This window comes from Lutispora sp. QWL-02 (genome assembly GCF_058315355.1).
The window spans coordinates 2,653,665-2,672,451 of sequence record NZ_CM177762.1 but is presented as its reverse complement, the minus strand read 5'-3'; the positions used below and the strand labels follow the sequence as shown (position 1 = coordinate 2,672,451).

Annotated in this window: 17 protein-coding genes and 2 pseudogenes; all 19 read right to left on the bottom strand. The window is 37.0% G+C overall.

Annotation, left to right across the window (positions count from 1 at the left end; translation table 11 throughout):
- Nucleotides 1-4: 4 nt before the first annotated feature.
- Nucleotides 5-1,072, bottom strand: a complete 1,068-nt coding sequence (gene pilM, locus AC4HCY_RS12485; protein WP_491094364.1) for a pilus assembly protein PilM — start codon at nt 1,070-1,072, stop codon at nt 5-7.
- Nucleotides 1,073-1,088: 16 nt separating this feature from the next.
- Nucleotides 1,089-2,528: a botulinum neurotoxin N-terminal receptor binding domain-containing protein gene (locus AC4HCY_RS12480; protein ID WP_323433833.1), complete on the bottom strand. Its 1,440-nt coding sequence runs from the start codon at nt 2,526-2,528 to the stop codon at nt 1,089-1,091.
- Between the two features lie 17 nt (nt 2,529-2,545).
- A complete protein-coding gene (locus AC4HCY_RS12475; protein WP_491094363.1) occupies nt 2,546-4,231 on the bottom strand; it encodes a prepilin-type N-terminal cleavage/methylation domain-containing protein in 1,686 nt (561 codons plus the stop codon).
- Between the two features lie 21 nt (nt 4,232-4,252).
- Nucleotides 4,253-4,690, bottom strand: coding sequence for a PilX N-terminal domain-containing pilus assembly protein (locus tag AC4HCY_RS12470; protein WP_491094362.1), 438 nt, complete (start codon nt 4,688-4,690; stop codon nt 4,253-4,255).
- A 39-nt stretch (nt 4,691-4,729) separates the two neighbouring features.
- Nucleotides 4,730-5,491, bottom strand: a complete 762-nt coding sequence (locus AC4HCY_RS12465) for a prepilin peptidase (protein ID WP_323433830.1) — start codon at nt 5,489-5,491, stop codon at nt 4,730-4,732.
- Between the two features lie 75 nt (nt 5,492-5,566).
- Complete coding sequence (locus AC4HCY_RS12460) at nt 5,567-6,004, bottom strand: type II secretion system protein (protein ID WP_491094361.1); 438 nt, start codon at nt 6,002-6,004, stop codon at nt 5,567-5,569.
- A gap of 109 nt (nt 6,005-6,113) precedes the next feature.
- Entirely contained in the window at nt 6,114-7,313 is a 1,200-nt protein-coding gene (locus AC4HCY_RS12455; RefSeq protein ID WP_491094360.1) for a type II secretion system F family protein, read from the bottom strand.
- A 15-nt stretch (nt 7,314-7,328) separates the two neighbouring features.
- Nucleotides 7,329-8,381, bottom strand: a complete 1,053-nt coding sequence (locus AC4HCY_RS12450) for a type IV pilus twitching motility protein PilT (protein WP_323431764.1) — start codon at nt 8,379-8,381, stop codon at nt 7,329-7,331.
- A 10-nt stretch (nt 8,382-8,391) separates the two neighbouring features.
- Nucleotides 8,392-10,071 carry a GspE/PulE family protein gene (locus AC4HCY_RS12445; RefSeq protein WP_491094359.1) on the bottom strand — a complete coding sequence of 560 codons (1,680 nt, stop codon included), beginning with the start codon at nt 10,069-10,071 and terminating at the stop codon, nt 8,392-8,394.
- Nucleotides 10,072-10,367: 296 nt separating this feature from the next.
- Complete coding sequence (locus AC4HCY_RS12440; protein ID WP_491094358.1) at nt 10,368-10,868, bottom strand: YqeG family HAD IIIA-type phosphatase; 501 nt, start codon at nt 10,866-10,868, stop codon at nt 10,368-10,370.
- Nucleotides 10,869-10,876: 8 nt separating this feature from the next.
- A pseudogene (locus tag AC4HCY_RS12435) lies at nt 10,877-11,248 on the bottom strand (sigma-70 family RNA polymerase sigma factor); the annotation flags it as partial.
- Between the two features lie 7 nt (nt 11,249-11,255).
- Nucleotides 11,256-12,605: a recombinase family protein gene (locus tag AC4HCY_RS12430; protein WP_491094357.1), complete on the bottom strand. Its 1,350-nt coding sequence runs from the start codon at nt 12,603-12,605 to the stop codon at nt 11,256-11,258.
- Nucleotides 12,602-12,808 carry a hypothetical protein gene (locus AC4HCY_RS12425; protein ID WP_323431760.1) on the bottom strand — a complete coding sequence of 69 codons (207 nt, stop codon included), beginning with the start codon at nt 12,806-12,808 and terminating at the stop codon, nt 12,602-12,604. The genes AC4HCY_RS12430 and AC4HCY_RS12425 overlap by 4 nt, the downstream gene beginning before the upstream one ends.
- 67 nt (nt 12,809-12,875) lie before the next feature.
- Nucleotides 12,876-13,223 (bottom strand): annotated as a pseudogene (locus tag AC4HCY_RS12420) (sigma factor); the annotation flags it as partial.
- 66 nt (nt 13,224-13,289) lie between these two features.
- Nucleotides 13,290-14,963, bottom strand: a complete 1,674-nt coding sequence (locus AC4HCY_RS12415; RefSeq protein ID WP_491094356.1) for a peptidoglycan D,D-transpeptidase FtsI family protein — start codon at nt 14,961-14,963, stop codon at nt 13,290-13,292.
- A gap of 166 nt (nt 14,964-15,129) precedes the next feature.
- The gene (udk, locus tag AC4HCY_RS12410) at nt 15,130-15,768 is read right to left on the bottom strand and encodes a uridine kinase (protein ID WP_323431757.1); all 639 of its coding nucleotides are present in this window, start codon (nt 15,766-15,768) and stop codon (nt 15,130-15,132) included.
- On the bottom strand, nt 15,761-16,996 hold the full coding sequence (locus AC4HCY_RS12405) for a peptidase U32 family protein (RefSeq protein WP_323431756.1): 1,236 nt from the start codon (nt 16,994-16,996) through the stop codon (nt 15,761-15,763). The genes udk and AC4HCY_RS12405 overlap by 8 nt, the downstream gene beginning before the upstream one ends.
- On the bottom strand, nt 16,989-17,654 hold the full coding sequence (locus AC4HCY_RS12400; protein WP_323431755.1) for an O-methyltransferase: 666 nt from the start codon (nt 17,652-17,654) through the stop codon (nt 16,989-16,991). The genes AC4HCY_RS12405 and AC4HCY_RS12400 overlap by 8 nt, the downstream gene beginning before the upstream one ends.
- Nucleotides 17,655-17,764: 110 nt before the next feature.
- Nucleotides 17,765-18,772, bottom strand: a complete 1,008-nt coding sequence (mltG, locus tag AC4HCY_RS12395; RefSeq protein ID WP_491094355.1) for an endolytic transglycosylase MltG — start codon at nt 18,770-18,772, stop codon at nt 17,765-17,767.
- Nucleotides 18,773-18,787 lie beyond the last annotated feature (15 nt).

The window sequence follows — 18,787 nt, the reverse complement described above, 5'->3', positions numbered from 1 at the left end:
ACAATTACACCTCATCATCCCTAATTAGTGCACCTACACAATTAATATATCTATAAAAATCGTCATTTAAATTTACTTTCCTTGCATTATTAAGTACTTGTGCAGGAATTCCAAAATAGTTTGAAAATAGCTTGTCTACTCCTTTAATCTTTGAAAGTCCTCCATATAATAGCAGTGTCTCTATTTCATTGTCTGCTTCCTTGGATATATAATACTTAAATACCCTGTCAATCCTGTCCATTATTCCTTCCATGCTGGTCTTAACAATGTTTACATACCTGTTATGCTCAGAAAATCCTTCCTCTACCATGCTCACATCTTCAATTTCGGACTTCTTTAAATTTAATTCATCGCTGTTAACGGCTATAAGACTTGTTACATTATTGTCCATGCTCTGCCCACCCAGATCTATAACTCTGCTTGTTTGTATAGTCCCATTATCTACTATGGTTATATTGGTGCTGTCATAACCTAAATCAATAGCTGCAATAGTTTTTTGTGAAGGAACTATGCTTCCGTTAATATTATCTGTAAATTTAAAAAGCTTCCAGATACCGTTGGATTGATAGTCTAATACAACAGGCTTCAGTCCTAATTCCCTTACAAAATTATAATGCATGTCCACCATATCCTTAGGTATAGCTACTACCAGTACATTGAGCTTTTCTGTTTCCTGATTTGCAATCCTGCCTATAGGCTTATGCTGAATAACATATTTTCCGTAATCCATAGGCAGATATTCAGGCAGTTGATATTTCAGCAAGCCCTCTATTTCTTTATCCTCCAAAGCAGGGAAAGGTATCTCTCTGGTTATGATATCACTGCTCTTGATGCTAAGATAACAAGTAGCGAATGAAACCTTATTTTTTTTCAACTCCTCCTTCACAGTATCAATGAGTATATATTGGTTTTTAATATTGCCATTTTCATAAGAAAAGGCCGGAGTATTAAAGGAAAAAGCTTTATCAATCATTATTTCTTCTTTGCTTAGGTTGCCTTGGATAACCTTTGTTTCATAAGAACCCAAATCAATGGAAATAGCATTTTTGTTTAATAGTGAAAATAGTTTCAAATACAGACCTCCCTTCTTAATCCTTTAGTTTAATTCTATGCTTCTCAGCTAAATAACTCCTTACCTTATTTATATCATCATCAGACAATGCAGTATTATATATTATTATTTCATAAATGTTTTCTTGGGATGATGTGCCTCCTATAGTTAGAGCTACTGAGCTATTGTTTACATTGTATGAAGGAAATATTTCATATCCTTCTTCCTTATTATCATTTCTGTCCAATATAAGCTTCATATTTGGGCTCGACATTCTTGCGCTTATAATGTATTTTTTAGACGCTTCCGTATCAGTACTCTGTACAATGCTCTTGGTTTGAGTCCCTGATTGGTTTACTTTGAATTCCAATCTATTGTTATTAAGCTTTATCTCCCAACCATTATTGGCTGTGCTGTTTCTTTTGATAATATTCTGGCTTGCGGCTGCAGTATATGTGTTTTTATAAACTGCAAATATTGTAAAATTATTAGCATCTGTAGGATTATAGCTTATTTTTGCTTCGGAATCATTTAATACGATGGTTTTGCCGTCGTCATGTATATAGTTAATCCGCATTTTATTAGCATCAGTATATACAGGTGTAAACGTTACAGGTGTTGATATTGAATAATCCTTCCAATTCGGAATAGGTGAGCCATCAGAATAAAATACTTCACTATTATTTCTAAATGTATATGGATCAAAATGAAATTTGATATTATCCAATATAGGCGGCCCCATTACGTAGATTTCCTTACTATTAGCTTCAGCTCCGTATTTGCCCGTTTTAGCTACAGGTATTACAGTGAATACAACATGCTTGCCTATATATGGGCTCAAATCCATCAATTGATCCTTATCATTGTTATTTATGGTTTCATAGTCATTAGGCCAGGATGGATATCTTGTCCCCCAATAAGATTCATTGATTCCTGAGGCTGGAATGAATCCGTCAAATCCGGGCTTTGACACATACCATCGCTTAAGGCTCATAAAATAGTTAGCCGTATCTTTAATCTTGTGGCTGCCGGTAAGATTATTGTTCTTCCAGTATATCGGAATATCCTTGCTATTTTTGTCAAAGAGCTTTATCCATTCTACCTCCGGCAGATTTTCATTTATAATGGGTTCATCGGCAACGAATACATAAATATCACCACGATTAACTGTCCCATCTTTGCTCAAAACGGATTGCTTAATAGGTACACCGGAAATTGTTTTCCCAAAAGCATTGATGCTTTTAGTCATCGGGTTAGGCTTAGAAGGATCTTTTCGATATTCATATATATCATCTCTTGCTTTTTCCATTGATAACTCAACTTTTTGCTGCGCTGCAAAGGTATCAACAGTAATTTCTTTTGCTTTTTCCATCATTTTATAGCTCGACCATGTTGAAGGCAGAAAGACAATAGTTAAAAGCCCTAGTAAAAATAAGGCAATTATAACTTCTATGAGAGTCATTCCTTTGTTATTCATAAGCATATCACCTAACCTTATTCCTTAGGTCCTGTTATGTGCCACAAATCGTCAAGTATAATTTGGTTTATACCCGTGAAAACAGTTTCCAGGCCTTCTGCATCCGTTACTTCATAGGCTGTAACTTCCTTTGTATATTTAGCCAGTTCACCTTTTATGAAATCCAATTCAGCCCTTTCCTCAGACACATTAGAAAAGCCGATAACATAAACCTTCAGATTTTTTTCACCTTTGCTATTTTTTATATCTCCCAGTTTCTTAGCCATTTCAGTAATATAACCTTTACTTATATAATCATCACTGGCATTACCACGGCCTGCATATCTGCCGTCCGGCTTTCTGCTTCCATCATAGGAATACTCGCTTTCTGAGATTTCAATATCACTTGTAACAAACTCAATATTATAATAACGCAAATAATAGTAAGTATAACCCAAAAACCAAAAACGTCCATCATAATAATAGTTTTCACCATTATGTATTCTGATATCCCCAACATAATTTGAAAATCCAGGCCTATCCCTTGAAGCCTTATGAACGCTTCCGAATGTAGGTACCCCATCCATCAATAATATCATATATTTGTTTGCATCCTGCTTGCCATACCCATTAAATCTATAATAGGCTCTTCTTATGCCATCCCCTACATTGGTGCCATTTGTTGATACGAGCTTGCCTATAAGATCATTTAATTCCCCATTATCATTTTTAGCATTTTTCCATGCTTTTGGATCCTTTGTAACTCCATTATATTTGTAATTTTTCCAAACATTCGGCAGATTGCTGCTATTGCTAAAAGGAATCAAGCTAACATTTATGTTCTCCAATGATGACATTTTATCTACTAGGTCGCCGGCTTTTTGTCTTAGTATTGATATACGGCTTGCGTTTGGAGCATTTGGATTGTTGCTTCCGCCTGAATTACCACCCATATCATCCCCCATACTCCCTGATATATCCAAGACCATTGCTACAGCGGCTTCTGCATCAACGCCCATCGGTCTTTCTTCGGTTCTATAAAACAAAGCCGTTGCTCTTTTTGTATAATCTCCCTTATCAACTACCTGCAAGGTGCTTAAGGCTTCTACTTCCGATTTTATATTTATTGGTTCGCTTCCGGAAGCTCCGCCGGACAATTTTCCTGTTAGAGAGTATTCCAATAAATTATCCTCCATATAAGGATTCTTCTTTTTATACTGGATTTCATATACTATGTCCGAAGTGCCTATGGATTGCTTTTCCAAAATTCTTTGCAAGGTGTAGTACCCCTTGCCGGTGGCTGGATTCTTATGATAAACAAATTCTCTCAGTTCTCTACCGCCAGAACCCAATGCAATAAAGCTCCAGCCCTTATACTTATCCATCGCTGCTATTAGCTCAGTTTTTTTAGGACTATTGTTGACAAAGGTCTCGTCAATAAGGATTAGTTCATTAGAGCCGCCCGACTCCGGGAAAATATCCTGAGCAAATATGGGTTCAACATCTTTATAAGCAAATATGGCAGTTGACTTTTTGATTAAAGAGGTCAATTTCTGAGATGCCAGCCTTACATTGGATTGCAATACATACTCACGGGTGACTATGGCATGAGGCTTACTGCTCATGCTAAATAGAGAATAAACAATAAACATAAGCATGCTTAATATCGCAACTGTAAGCACTACTTCAATCAGCGTAAAAGCCTTATTATTATTTGTTTTCATAGGAATTCCTCCTTAAAACATCTATTCCCATTTTTTCAAGGATGGAAAATCAACAGGAAAATACATAGTTAAAGTAACAGACTTTCCGCTTGCTTTATGAAGACCTGTAGATATTATTGTAACTTTCTTCTTATCGTTTGAAGATTTTATAGCAATGTCAATTTCGTCCAAGTTGCCTTCGCCATAATAAACTTTTTCAGTCTTTGTATGATTAGCGTTATTTTTAAACTCGCTAAATAATTCACTATTGTTCATTAGTGCAGAAAATCCTATTTCTACACCCGAATAAGCCAAATAATAAGCCTGATAATATTCCTTTTGAGAAACTACTTGTCTGGTATTGGTCATATTAATATATATGGCAGAAGCGGTAAGTATTGATAAGACTAACAAGGTTATCAACACAATTATTAATGCAGCTCCATTATTTGATTTTAAAATTTCCCTAAGCTTTGGCATATAAGACACCTCGCATTTTTGTGTTGATTGCTATTTTGTTTAAAGCATCATCAATTTAATATACCATAGAATTATCCTGTCTCCCCAAAAAGCAGAAATCAGAAAGCTAATATTTATAAAGGGTCCGAAGGGTATGGCATCCTTTCTCCCCTTCTTCCCCGATAAGAGAAGGAATACAGAGATTACCGCCCCTATAAGGAAGGATAATAATGTATTTAAAATCGTTTTTTTCAATCCTAATATAAAGCCCAATACAGCAATGAGCTTTATGTCTCCTCCGCCCATGCCTCCGTTGGACACCAAGGCAATTATAATAAACAATATGCCTGCTCCAATGAAGCTGGAAATGCTATCAGAAAATGATAGCGGCATTTTATAAACAAAATATATAAGAGCTTTATATATAATAGAGGAACTCAAAATAATTAAAATTAAGCCATCCGGTATTATCTGGTGATAATAGTCTATAAAACTTATTACTATTAAAATGCTTACTAAAAAGCTGTAGAACACAAAATCAATTGATAAGCCAAAATGATAAAAAGCCAATAAATATATAATTCCATTCAATAATTCTACTATGGGATATTGGGGAGAGATTATCCCCCCACAGTATCTGCATCTTCCCCTAAGGGATAAGAAACTGAATATCGGTACCAGGTCATGCCACTTCAATGGATGGCTGCAATAGGTGCAGTGAGAAGATGGATATGCTAGGGACTCTTCCCGCGGAATTCTGTATATGCATACATTCAGGAAGGATCCTATAATAATGCCGAGTATGAAAATTAGTATGTACATTTGCAGCCTCCTTTGACCTTATCAGATCAGTAATGCGGTTTAGTTATTTAGGTTTAAGAAGCAAAATTTCTTATTTTACTTTGTTGATACCGTAATGACCCCAGTATCTTTTGCTATTTTAACTTCATATACGGTATGCCCAGATGTTATATCTGTATTGTCAGGGTTTTTTGTAGCACCTGCAGGTATAATTGGGCCTGTTTTATCCGTAATATAATTTGTAGCTTCATGTTTAGTACCGACATTACCAGCAGTAGCTATAGCTGCGTTAGAACTAGTGGTCCATGTTACTTCAGCGGTTGGAATTCCATCATTTGCAACCGCAATAGTTGCAGCACTTTCTAATGTTTTAATGTTAGCTTGATGAGCTCTATTTGCTGCATTAGCCTGAGTACCAGCAAACTTTGGTACAGCAATTGCAGCTAGAACACCTAAAATCGCAATAACTACGATTAACTCTACAAGTGTAAATCCTTTTCTATTGTTGATCTTTTTTACAAACCAGTTAAACATTATAAAATCTCCTCCTTAAATTTTTTAATATAATACCAATAAAATTAGTGAGCTTGTCCCCTATTTTTGCATCACCCCCTAAATAATATAGATATAGGTATTCTTTGTTCTAAATAGTATTTACCATATCAAACATAGGCAAGGCTATGGATATGACTATAAAGCCTACGATGAGGGCCATGATGACTACCATCAGCGGCTGCATCATTTCCGTCATCTTCTGGAGGGCTACTTCTACCTCCTCATCATAGAAGTCGGCGCTTTTATTCAGTATGCCATCTAAGTCTCCGGATTCCTCTCCAATTTTTATCATGGAGTCCACCATGGGTGGGAATACCCCTGCATCTTTTATAGTCCTGGAAAGAGGGACGCCTTTTCGAACCTCTTCTTTTGCGCTATCTAATTTTCTTGATATATATTTATTGCCTACTACCCTGGCTACTATGTCTATGCCCTGCATGAGAGGTATGCCGCTGGATAATAGGGTAGACAGAGTCCGGGTAAAACGAGAGGTAGCCAGCTTAATATTAGTATTTTTAAATATGGGTACTCGAAGCTTCATTGTGTCAAAGACCATGCCTCCGGTTTCAGTTCTGCCATAGTATTTCATAGCAAGTACGAAAGCACCAATTCCAATTATGTACATATACCAGAGGTTTCTTATGGAGTGGCTTATGGCCAGCAGTGCTTTTGTGGGACCGGGCAGCTCCACTCCGCTGCTTTCAAACATGCCCACAAATGTAGGCATTACGGCAACCATCAAAAATACTACTACAGCAGTTGCTACTATGGCCAGTACTATGGGATAGACCATGGCTCCCTTAACTTTATTTTCAATTTTGAATTCCTTTTCATAATGTACTGCCATTCTCTCCATTATGGTATCCAAGCTGCCGCTTGATTCTCCGGCTTCTACCATATTTATCAAAATGGGAGGGTATATTTTGGAATTATTCTTCATAGCTTCGGAGAGGGTCATACCTTTTTGCACATTATCAAATACATCTGCTATAGCCTTTTTCATTTGTTTGTTTTCTGTTTGCTTTTCCAATATATCGAGACATTTTACTATGCTTACGCCCGAGTTCAACATGGTATAGAACTGCCTGCAAAATACCGCTAAATCCTTCTTCTTTATCTTCACAAAGCTAAGGGTAGTGCTTGCTCCGCTGTTTATGGTCTGCTCAATGGATATGGGCATATAATTGCTTCCTTTGAGCATGGAAATTACTTCTCTTTCATCCTGAGCATCATGAATCCCCTCAATTATCTGGCCAGCTTCCGTTACTGCCCTGTATTTGAATTGCATGTGAAAATCACCTGCCTATATTAAGTATTTTTTCATTATATCCGGATTGCTTGCCTGAATCAGAAATACCTCCTGGCTTATAAGTCCTCTTCTGTAAAGGCTTAATAAAGAGTTGTCCAATGTCTGCATTCCTACCTTAGAGCCTGTTTGTATTGCTGTATCTATCTGATGAGTCTTTTCTTCTCTTATAAGATTGCTTATGGCACTTGTGGCTATCATCACCTCAAAAGCCGCTGTCCTTGATTTGCCGTCTATAGTTGGCAAAAGCTGCTGTGATATTATGGCTTCTACCACAGTTGATAATTGTATTCTTATTTGCTGCTGTTGATGTGGCGGGAATACATCTATTATTCTGTCAATTGTTTTGGCAGCTCCCAGAGTGTGCAATGTAGACAGTACAAGATGCCCTGTCTCTGCTGCTGTCAAAGCAATGCTTATGGTTTCCAGGTCTCTCATCTCACCAACCAAAATTACATCAGGATCCTGACGCAGAGCTGCCCTCAGCGCATTTGCAAAGCTTAGTGAATCATTTCCAATCTCTCTTTGGTTTATTATGCTTTTATTGTGTTTATGTAGATATTCAATAGGGTCTTCCAAAGTTATAATATGATATTTTTTCTCACGGTTCATCTGGTCTATCATATAGGCCAGAGTGGTAGACTTGCCGCTGCCTGTGGGGCCGGTAACGAGTATGAGGCCCCTGGGGAGCCTTGCCAGATCCTGTACTATAGCAGGAAGCCCCAATTCTTCGAGAGTAGGTATTTTTAGGGGTATTATCCTTATGGCAATCCCATAGCTTCCCCTCTGCCTGTATATGTTTATTCTGAAACGCCCTACTCCCGGTGAGGAGTAGGATATATCAATTTCACCTTTTTGCTCCAATTCATGGAATTGTTTTTCATTTAGCATCATTTTGGCAATCTTTTCTGTATCCTGAGGTGTCATATCTGCATCGCCCATTTTTATCAGTTCTCCGTTTATTCTGAAAACAATAGGAAGACCAACTGTTATATGTATGTCAGAGGCTTTTTTTTCTATGCCCGCTTGAACCAATTTAAAGAAATCCATTTCCTCACTCCTAATCTGTCGTATATCCTATTCTAAGCACTTCCTCCATAGAGGTAATACCTTGCAAGGCCAATTTTGATGCACTATAAAGAAGGGTGGTCATACCATTTTTTATAGCTTCATCTTTTATGGTATCTGTAGTAGCTCGGCCATCTATCAATTTTCTTATATGTTGATCCAGATACATTACTTCATGAACCGGTATTCTTCCTCTGTAGCCTTTGATGCATTTATTGCAGCCATGCGGCTTATATAAAGTCAGAGCCTCATCAGTGGCATTAAGCATTTTTCTTTCTTTTTCATTCGCAATATATGGGGTCTTGCAGCTGCTGCATAATTTTTTCACCAATCTTTGAGATATTATGCCTATTACTGATGTAGATACAAGGTAAGGTTCGATTCCCATATCTATTAGCCTGGCAATTGTTGAAGCAGTATCATTGGTGTGGAGTGTAGAAAGGACTAAGTGGCCTGTTATAGAAGCTCTTACGGCGATTTCTGCCGTCTCCGAATCCCTTATTTCACCTACCATTATTATATCCGGATCCTGTCTTAATATGGAGCGTAGTCCGCTGGCGAAAGTCAACCCGGCTTTATTGTTTACCTGTACCTGATTTATTCCCTTAAGCTTATATTCCACCGGATCTTCTACAGTTATTATATTTTGCTCTTCTTTATTCAAATCTTTTAATATCGTATATAAGGTAGTAGTTTTACCGCTGCCGGTAGGACCAGTAACTAATATTATTCCATAGGGCTGACGTATAATCTTATTAAATATCTTAATATCATTATCGGAAAAGCCTAAATCCTCTTTGGAGAAGCTGAAGCCATCCCTGTCCAAGAGTCTTATAACTATTTTTTCGCCATGCACTGTAGGTAAAGAAGATATCCTCATGTCAATATTTTTCCCTTCCAATTCCATCTCTATCCTGCCGTCTTGAGGGATTCTTCTTTCTGCTATATCCATTCTTCCCATTATTTTTATCCTTGTAACTATTGCCATGTGGCTTTTCTTAGAAAAGCTCATTATCTCTTGCAAGTCACCATCTAGCCTAAGCCTCACTCTTATATTGTTTTCATAGGGTTCAATATGTATGTCGCTGGCCTTCATCCTTATGGCCTGTCCGATAATAGTATTGACCAGCTTTACAACCGGAGCGCTGTTAACATCTGATAATTCACTTTCATCCAAATCATCTAGGCTGCTGGGCACAAATTTTTCTTCGAACTCCTCTATTACTTTCTTAGTTCCTTCTTGGGTATAGTATTTATTTATGGTTCTTGTAATTACAGACTTGGCAGATAGGGCTATCTTCACCTTCATACCGGTTAACAGCTTGATATCATCTATAGCAAATATATTAAGAGGATCATTCATAGCTACCAGCAGTTCATCTTCAACAATATCTACGGGAATCAGGTCATATTTCCGAGCAATGTTCTCAGGTATCAAGGCTGTGACCTTTGAGTCAATCATATAATAAGCCAAGTCTATAACAGGAATTCCCAGCTGTTCTTCCAGAACCTCCAAAATATCTTCTTCCTTTACATATCCAAGGTCTACCAGCACTTCACCCAGTCTCTTGGTTTTTATGCTTCTTTGTTTTTTCATCGCTTCTTCCAGTTGTTCTTGGTTGAGTTTGCCCGTGCTTATCAACATATCTCCTAAACGTAAATTCTTTTTCATGTTGTTCACCTTCTTGTTGTTTAATAAGCTAAGATATATCCATACTCTGAAAGCAGATACTTTCTTTCCACAGTATGCCTCTAAATATATAAAACCGACTAATATTAGATTAGCCGGTTGCGCCACAACGTCTCTATGGCATAAGCGCCCAAGTATAACCATAGATCATACGTCCTAATTCGGTGATTAAATTGTACTACTTATTTTAGATAATTATATTCTATAAAATTTTGCAAAATCCTTCAGAGATAGAAAATTTATTCAATATTTTTACACGGTTTTCCATATATAAGCCTTTACATTCTTTCTTTTACTATTTTTTTCAGTACAAATCTTTCTATTTTTCGCATGAACCTTGTCCATATGAATTCCTTGGGGCTTATAGGAGTAACAAGTATAGTGAACAGACCGATACGGTTACCGCCAAGTATATCGGTAAACAGCTGATCGCCTATTACTGCGGTATTTTTCTGATTGGTTTGAAGAAGCTTCATAGCTTTTAAGAATGGAGAGATTTTCGGTTTGCCCGCTTTATGTATAGCCGGAAGGGCCAGTATTTCATTGAATTTTTCTACCCTCTTTTTAGTGTTATTGGAAATCATACATATTTTAAAGTTTTCTTCTTGCAGGCTTTTAATAAAATTCAGTGCTTTTTCATCTGCTTCTTTTGTATCCCAAGCCACCAATGTGTTATCAATATCAATTATTATACCCTCAATACCATTTTGCTTTAATATTTCAATATCTATCGAAAAGACAGATTCATAATGCATATCAGGAATCAGTAGTTTTTTCATAATATCCCTCAACTCTCAATGTACAGTTCTTTATATAGCTTTTTGATAGCTCTTTTCTCTATTCTTGATACGTAAGACCTTGATATCCCAAGCATATCTGCGATTTCCCTCTGAGTCTTGCACACGCCGTTTACCAGCCCATAGCGAAGTTCTAATATTTGCTTTTCTCTTTGCTTCAGTATAGATTCCATTTTCTGATAAAGCTTTTTTATTTGAATCTTTAGTTCCACTTCATCCAGTATTAAATCAGAATCACTGCCCAATATGTCTATGAGAGAAATTTCATTGCCTTCTTTGTCTATGCCTATAGGTTCATTTATTGATACCTCGGACTTTATCTTCTTAGATGCACGTATTGTCATCAATATTTCATTTGCTACCCTGACACTATGGAAACATATGGCTGCTAAATAGGATTATATCAAGTTTTTCACCATCCCACAATATTTTATCTATGATTGCCTTGATGAAGCTTCTCTTATCAGCTGCCCCCATATGATTCCATTGATCGCCTCTCATAAAATTAATATTCAATTTATCCATAAGCTTTTTTAAGGCATCAAGAACTTGTATATCAGCCCTGTTGCCATTTATATTATAGCTTTGGCATTGAGCTTTTTTGCTCTTTTCTTTCTTTTCGCAAATATAATAAAAGATCTGCTCAGCATTCGAATTCCACCGCTTCATGGTTTTGGGACGCATGAAGCTCCCACAGTTTTTACACTTCAGAACGCCGGAAAGAAGTGATTGAGAGCTTTTTACTCTTCTGTAAGCTTTAGATTTATTCTGCTCCAATAATCTTTGAGCCTTTATCCAATCCTTCCCCGATATAACTCCATCATGTTTGCCTATGGCAATTATCCATTTGCTGACCTCTCGATATTTTGGGTTTGCACCTTCTCCTTTTTGCCGCGTTTTATTATATCCTATTATGCCATTGATACCGTTAAATTCATGAAGCTCTGAGCATAGACAGTATCCTTCACTTTGAAAGTACTCAAATAGTTCCTTATCACTCCTTGCATATACAGGGTTTTTCAAAATCATCTTAATAGAGTGACGGTTAAATTCAAGCCCATTTTTTGTTTTAATATAGTTTTGCATCAGAAACTGTTCTACTCCCGTCAATGATTTGTTCTCAAGAAATTTATCGTAAATTTTTTTTACTAATGTAATTTCGTTATCTATTGGTGCCAGTTTGTACTCCTTCTTTTCCTTTCCGTCTGAGCCCTTGTTGATCACTGCTTCTGATCTGAAACCGGTAGGCGTATTACCGCCAAGCCATCGGCCCGATTTCGCAAGCTGCATCATATTATCCTTTATTCTTTCTGCTATAGTCTCTCTCTCAAGTTGTGAAAATACAGAAGCGATATACATCATAGCCCTTCCTATAGGAGTTGTTGTATCAAATTGTTCTCTTATTGAAACAAAGCCTATATTATCTTTATTTAGCACCTCTATGAGATTTAAGAAATCCAATACATTTCGGCTTATTCTATCGAGCCTATAGCATATTATTATATCTATATTTTTTTTCTTTACATCCCTTAGCATCTTCTGGAATTGAGGCCTGTTGGTATTGCTGCCGGAAAAGCCTTCATCCTCATATATAACAAAGTCTCTTGCATTTATATCAAGGTTCTTTATACCGTATTCCTTGCAAAGCTGTATTTGATTTTCAACGCTTTCTCCCTTTCCCGTGAACTTGCTCTTCCTGGAGTAAATTGCAGCCCTCATAGTATATCCTTCTCCTTATGCGCAGCGGTGTTCAGCTTGGCACTGGATTTTTTTCTCCCTTCTTCATGCTTCGATAAGAAATCAAGGCTTTTCCTGGATAAGTTATTATAGGTCTCTTCGATTCTTTTTCTTAAGTTTTGTTTCTCTTCTTCGGTTTCAGGAAAGCAAATATTTATTTCATACATTTTTGCTTTTCTTGACATAAAAAAACCCCCTCTTCCTCATATTTAATATATATGTGAGATGAAGGAGATTATGTAGATCTTATGTTAATATTGCATTTTCAATGCACCTGGCAGCATAAGTAGCAAGCCTGGTGCCCTTTTCGCCTTTGAAAGTAACAATTGCTTTTATAAGGCCTATTGTTCCGATGGATATGAGATCGTCGCTTTCCTTGCCGCTTCCAAATTTTTTTACTATATGGGCAACCAGTCTAAGATTCCTTTCAATCAATATATTTTTTGCGTCTTCATCACCTTTTTGATATAGATCAAGATAGTACTGCTCTTCTTCCGGAGTTAAAGGCTGTGGAAAGGAGTTAGCGCTTTGAACATAGCCAAAAAGCAAGATAACATCCTTAAAAGTCTCTGCAATCAAGGAGCATATCAATAGCAGCATTATTAAAACCTCCTATTTTAGTGTCACTTTTAATTATATGATTTTGAGAATACTATTGTGACTGTCCTATCTTTTAATATTTGTGAGAATATTTTCTCCTACCTGCTTAAAAATAGGTGCTGCCGAACTCCCGCCTGAACGACCATTGTTTATAAATACCGTTATTGCATATCGAGGTTCATTCGATGGTATAAAACCGGTAAACCATCCATGGATAATTTTTCCATTTCCCATTCCTGTTTCTGCTGTACCGGTCTTGCCGCTGCTTCCGCCGAGGCCTTCAATATTTGCTTGCTTTCCTGTTCCAAAGACTGTTACATCTCTCAGCATCCTTTTTAGCCTATATGCCGTTGTGGGGGAGAGAACTATTCTAGGATTGCCTTTATCTATTTTTTTTACTGTTCCTCCATCTTCGTTTATAAGCTCATCTATCAATCTTGCGTCATATCTTATCCCATTATTGGCTATAGAAGCCATCATAGCAGTGACTTGAAGAGGGGTTACCTGTATCTTTCCCTGACCAATGGATATGTTCCCTATTCCCTCCTCCTGAGAATTCGGAATATATCCTGCCTTTTCTTCAAGGATTTCATAGCATTGTTTCTCTCCAAGGCCAAGCTTTTTTGCCATATTTAATATAGGATCTGCTCCCAACTCCAACCCTATTTTCACAAAGGTAGTATTGCAGGACAAAGCGAAGGCTTCATCAATTGTAATTTCTCTATTTTCATGGCTTTTATGAGTAGAACAGTTTATTACACTGTTTCCTACTGTTATGCTTCCTTCACAAATATATTTTTGATCAAGATCTATTTTTCCGCTTTCGATAGCTGCCGCTGCAACGACTATCTTAAATACAGATCCGAGATCGTATGGCCATATTGCTTTATTTATAAGCTCTTCTCCATTACTGTTTATATATTTTTGTATATTATCCTGCTCATAATCGGGGTGGCTTGCCATAGCCAATATATCGCCTGTTTTAATGTCCATTACAACAATAGCTCCATTGACATCGTTTTTATCCATAATCTCTTCCACAATATTTTGAATATGATAGTCCATAGTAAGCTTTATCCCGTAGTTTATGCCTTGGCTGCTAGCTTCAACCTTTCTAAAGCCCAATCCCGGTATTATATTTTTACTGCTGTCCACCACGGCTATAATACTTTTGCCCGTCACCGCAGACAAATAGTTATTCATACTTTTCTCTATTCCCATTTCGCCCTTTCTATCCGATTTGCTTATATAGCCTATCACATGCCTGCCGATGGATCCTGCAGAGTATCTTTGACTTTTTTCTATGGCAATCACGCCTTTAAGCTTGCCTGATTCAATAAAGCTGAGCAATTCATCATCCCTGTTTTCATATAAAAACTCCAAAGCATCGGCATTTGAATTTATTTTTTTTGCAGCGGCATCGCGGGATAGACCGCTCAATTTAGAAATTATTGATATGGTCGTATTCCTATCTTGAATATAAGCAGGATACACTATTATGTACTTATGTATTTCCCGGCCTGTAAAAGGAATAAAATTTCTGTCATAAATATTTCCTCTGTCCGCACCTAAGGATATACTCATCAGTCTTTGCTGTACAGCCTTCTTACTATATTCTTTATTTTTAATTATTTGAATGAAAAACAGTCTTGCAAGCAGCGCCATACATAGAATAATAAATAATATCCCTATAAGCAGAATTCTTTTTTTGCTCGCAAGCGATACTTCATGATCCGGCACAAATATAACCTCCAGGCTAGTGAATTGGAAAACTCCGCTTTTACTATTATGGCAGGTTATTTTGCAAATTATACCATTATGCTTGATGGCATTTACTATTGTACAAATTATTATAATTTCATATAGATTTCATAAGATGTTATCAGGAGGCATAAGCTGCGGTCAATTACCGGATAAAATCCCCGTTTGTATTTAGAATGCTGTTGACTTTGGCTACGATTATGTCTATGGCTACTCTATTGTAGCCTCCCTCTGGAATTATTATATCTGCATACCGTTTAGTAGGCTCTATAAACTCATAATGCATAGGCTTTACAACTTCCATGTATTGTTTTATTACCGAATCCAGGGATCTTCCCCTTTCCTTCATGTCTCTCAATATTCTTCTTATGATTCTCACATCTGCATCAGTATCTACAAATATTTTTATATCCAGTAATTCGCGTATCTCAGGTGAATCCAGTATCAATATGCCTTCAAGAATTATTATCTCCTTGGCTTCTATCCTTACGGTCTCTTTTTTCCTGTTGTGAACAGTAAAATCATATAAAGGCTTTTCGACAGGCTTATTATTAAGAAGATCCTTTAAATGAGAAACCAGCAGATCCGTATCAAAAGCAAACGGATGATCGTAGTTGGTCTTTATTCTTTCTTCACTTGATAAGTGGCTTTGATCCTTATAATAGCTGTCCTGCTCAATGATAGAAATGTTGCTCTTCGGGAGGCTTTCATATATAGCTCTGGCAACCGTGCTTTTTCCTGAACCGGTGCCCCCTGTGATGCCGATTAATAAGGGTTTACTCATCTGCTCCTCTCTCCCTTCTGATAATATCATACTTTTCCACTGCTTTTTTCATTCTCATTTTAAATATCTGTTGGGGGTGAGGAGCCGATGAAATCTCTTGTCCATCCGCATCCCACATGGCTTCAATTTTTTGAGTGAACATCTTTTTATGCGGTCCGATAATTTCAATTTCTTCACCTAATGACATCTTATTTCTTTGTTCTATGGCAGCAATACCGGCAGCAGCATCATAATCCTGAACTATCCCGACAAAGGCATAGTCTCTGACGTATGAGCTCGTTTCATATATTTGGCCTTTGCTGTCGGGCTTTCCAAAATAAAAGCCTGTTGAGAATTCTCTATGACTTGCTTTATGAACCTCATCCAGCCATTCTTTATCCACTATATAATTTTCCGGGCTTTCAAAATATTCATCTATAGCTTTTCTATAAGCCCTTATCACTGTGGCAACATAGTAGGAGCTCTTCATCCGCCCCTCAATCTTAAAACTTTTTATACCTGAGTTCACCAACTCAGGTATATGATCTATCATGCATAAGTCTCTGGAGTTGAATATATAAGTGCCTCTTTCATCTTCTTCTATTGGCATATATTGTCCAGGCCTTTTTTCTTCCATCAAGTAGTATTTATAACGGCAAGGATGGGCACATTCCCCTCTGTTTGCATCTCTGCCCACCATGTAATTGCTAAGAAGACATCTGCCAGAGTAGGATATGCACATGGCGCCATGAACAAAAGACTCAAATTCCAGGCCTTTGGGAGCCTTCTCCACAATGTCTTTTATTTCATTAAAGCTCAATTCCCTGGCAAGGACTACTCTTCTAACACCTTGCTTATACCAGAACTCCGCACTTTTATAGTTGGTATTGTTGGCCTGGGTGCTTAAATGTATTTCCATGTCCGGTGCAACTTCCTTAATCGTCAAAAATACACCGGGATCTGATAATATCAAAGCATCCACGCTAAGCTTTTCCAGCTCTTTTATATAATCGCTCAGCCCTTCCAGATCTTCATTATGAGGTATTATATTGACTGTTATATATACTTTCTTCCCCAGTTCGTGTGCAATTTTTATTCCTTCTTTGATATCCTCCAGGGTAAAGTTGCCCGCTTGTGCTCTCAGGCCAAACCTCTCTCCTCCTAAGTATACTGCGTCGGCACCATAAATAAGCGCCATTTTCAGTTTTTCCAGATTTCCTGCGGGCGCAAGCAATTCGGGTTTAATCATTAATTATTGCCTCCTTTTGCTTAATGCTGATTGAAACTCCATCACCAATAGGAATAACTACTGTCTGAAGCGCTTCGTGATCCGATATGAAGCTTAAAAATTTTTTCAGTCTCTTAACTATGGTTATTTTTCTTCTTATCAGCAGGCTTCTTTCTGCTACCATTCCTCTAAAAAGTACATTATCGCAAATAAATAGTCCACCCACTTTCAGTTTATCAAAAGAAAGCTTTAAAAAATCCATATATTGACCTTTTGCCGCATCTACAAATATAATATCATATATTCCATTCAAGGATTCCAGTATTTCTGACGCATCACCTGCTATTACAGTAATATTTTTTTCATAGCCCGATTTCTTTATATTTTCCCTCGCCAGCTCCGCCAAATCTTCTCTTTTTTCAAGTGTAGTAATTTTAAAGTTTTGACCCATAGCGTTTCCCATCAGAATTGAAGAATAACCTATTGCGGTACCGATCTCAAGTATATTTTTTGCATTTGCAGATTTTATCAATATAGATAAAAGAGAAGCAACATCGGCCGTGATGATCGGAATATGGTTTTCCTCTGCATATTTCTCCAATTTTTCAAGTATCCCCTCGTTTTTAGGCAGAAGACCGTTTATGTAATTTTGAATGTAATCGTAGTTTATATTGCTCATTGAATCGCCTTTCTCTCATTTTAATAGGCAATACACAGCACCTCTATGTATTGCCTACCAAGCTTATTTTTTTATCCGATTCCTTCTATCGTTAGTATTCCATGAAAGCCTTACTTATATTTATTCTGAGCTTGAATATGCTCTTTAAAAGTTTTGGAGAAAACATGAGAACCATCATCCAGCGCAAAAAAGTACAAGTAATCCGTATCATCGGGATATAATGCTGCCTCTATAGATTTTAAACCCGGCGATGCAATGGGTCCTGGAGGCAAGCCTTGATTCTTATAGGTATTGTAAGGTGATTTTACTTCCAAATCCTTGTATAGCAATACTTCCTTTCTCTCTTTCAGAATATATTGTATCGTTGCACAGGATTGCAGAAGCATTTTATTTTTCAATCGATTATGGAACACTGAGGATATTATTTTCCTGTCCTTCTCTAATTTTGCTTCTCTTTCTATGATAGAAGAAAGGGTTATGACCTCATCAATGGACATATTGAGCTCTTCGGCTCTTTTTTTATATTCATCATTAAATATCGCATCAAAGCGGCTCAGCATTTTTTTAATTATTTCTTTCTCATCGGAGCCTTTATATACTTCATATGTGTCGGGAAAAAGATAGCCTTCCAGCTTCCCTTCCTCCCTTTTTATTTCTTTTACAAAGCTATAATCAAAATCAGCGTTCTTCATCAAATCTTCATACTTTGTACGTTCACCTAATCCCAGTTCAACCAACTTGTCGATTATCATTCTTACTTCATAGCCTTCAGGTATTGTAAACTTAATTGTTTCTGCAAAACCTTTTCCATTGCGGAGTATTTCAGATATAGCTTTTACATCCATAGAGCTGCTAATATCATAGGTTCCAGCTTTGTATTTATTGTCCAGGCCATTTATTTTGCTATACAATTTAAACATAGTCTTGTTTCTGATCAGGTGATTTTCTTCTAATATGGCACCAATTTTATTTGAATTAGCTCCACTTGGTATGGTTACTGTTATTATGTTACCAGCTTCAGCTTTGACGGGCTTCAGCGAAAGGTTATAGTATATAAAACCTGCAGCAGCAATAATAATCACTATAAATGAAAAGAATATAGTTAGCTTCTTATACATAAAGTCGCCGCCTTT

Coding starts and splice junctions, on each gene's coding strand:
- AC4HCY_RS12480 (WP_323433833.1), bottom strand. CDS start 2,528: ATGAATAACAAAGGAATGACTCTCATAGAAGTTATAATTGCCTTATTT.
- AC4HCY_RS12475 (WP_491094363.1), bottom strand. CDS start 4,231: ATGAAAACAAATAATAATAAGGCTTTTACGCTGATTGAAGTAGTGCTT.
- AC4HCY_RS12470 (WP_491094362.1), bottom strand. CDS start 4,690: ATGCCAAAGCTTAGGGAAATTTTAAAATCAAATAATGGAGCTGCATTA.
- AC4HCY_RS12465 (WP_323433830.1), bottom strand. CDS start 5,491: ATGTACATACTAATTTTCATACTCGGCATTATTATAGGATCCTTCCTG.
- AC4HCY_RS12460 (WP_491094361.1), bottom strand. CDS start 6,004: ATGTTTAACTGGTTTGTAAAAAAGATCAACAATAGAAAAGGATTTACA.
- AC4HCY_RS12455 (WP_491094360.1), bottom strand. CDS start 7,313: ATGCAATTCAAATACAGGGCAGTAACGGAAGCTGGCCAGATAATTGAG.
- AC4HCY_RS12450 (WP_323431764.1), bottom strand. CDS start 8,381: ATGGATTTCTTTAAATTGGTTCAAGCGGGCATAGAAAAAAAAGCCTCT.
- AC4HCY_RS12445 (WP_491094359.1), bottom strand. CDS start 10,071: ATGAAAAAGAATTTACGTTTAGGAGATATGTTGATAAGCACGGGCAAA.
- AC4HCY_RS12440 (WP_491094358.1), bottom strand. CDS start 10,868: ATGAAAAAACTACTGATTCCTGATATGCATTATGAATCTGTCTTTTCG.
- AC4HCY_RS12430 (WP_491094357.1), bottom strand. CDS start 12,605: ATGAGGGCTGCAATTTACTCCAGGAAGAGCAAGTTCACGGGAAAGGGA.
- AC4HCY_RS12425 (WP_323431760.1), bottom strand. CDS start 12,808: ATGTCAAGAAAAGCAAAAATGTATGAAATAAATATTTGCTTTCCTGAA.
- udk (WP_323431757.1), bottom strand. CDS start 15,768: ATGAGTAAACCCTTATTAATCGGCATCACAGGGGGCACCGGTTCAGGA.
- AC4HCY_RS12405 (WP_323431756.1), bottom strand. CDS start 16,996: ATGATTAAACCCGAATTGCTTGCGCCCGCAGGAAATCTGGAAAAACTG.
- AC4HCY_RS12400 (WP_323431755.1), bottom strand. CDS start 17,654: ATGAGCAATATAAACTACGATTACATTCAAAATTACATAAACGGTCTT.
- mltG (WP_491094355.1), bottom strand. CDS start 18,772: ATGTATAAGAAGCTAACTATATTCTTTTCATTTATAGTGATTATTATT.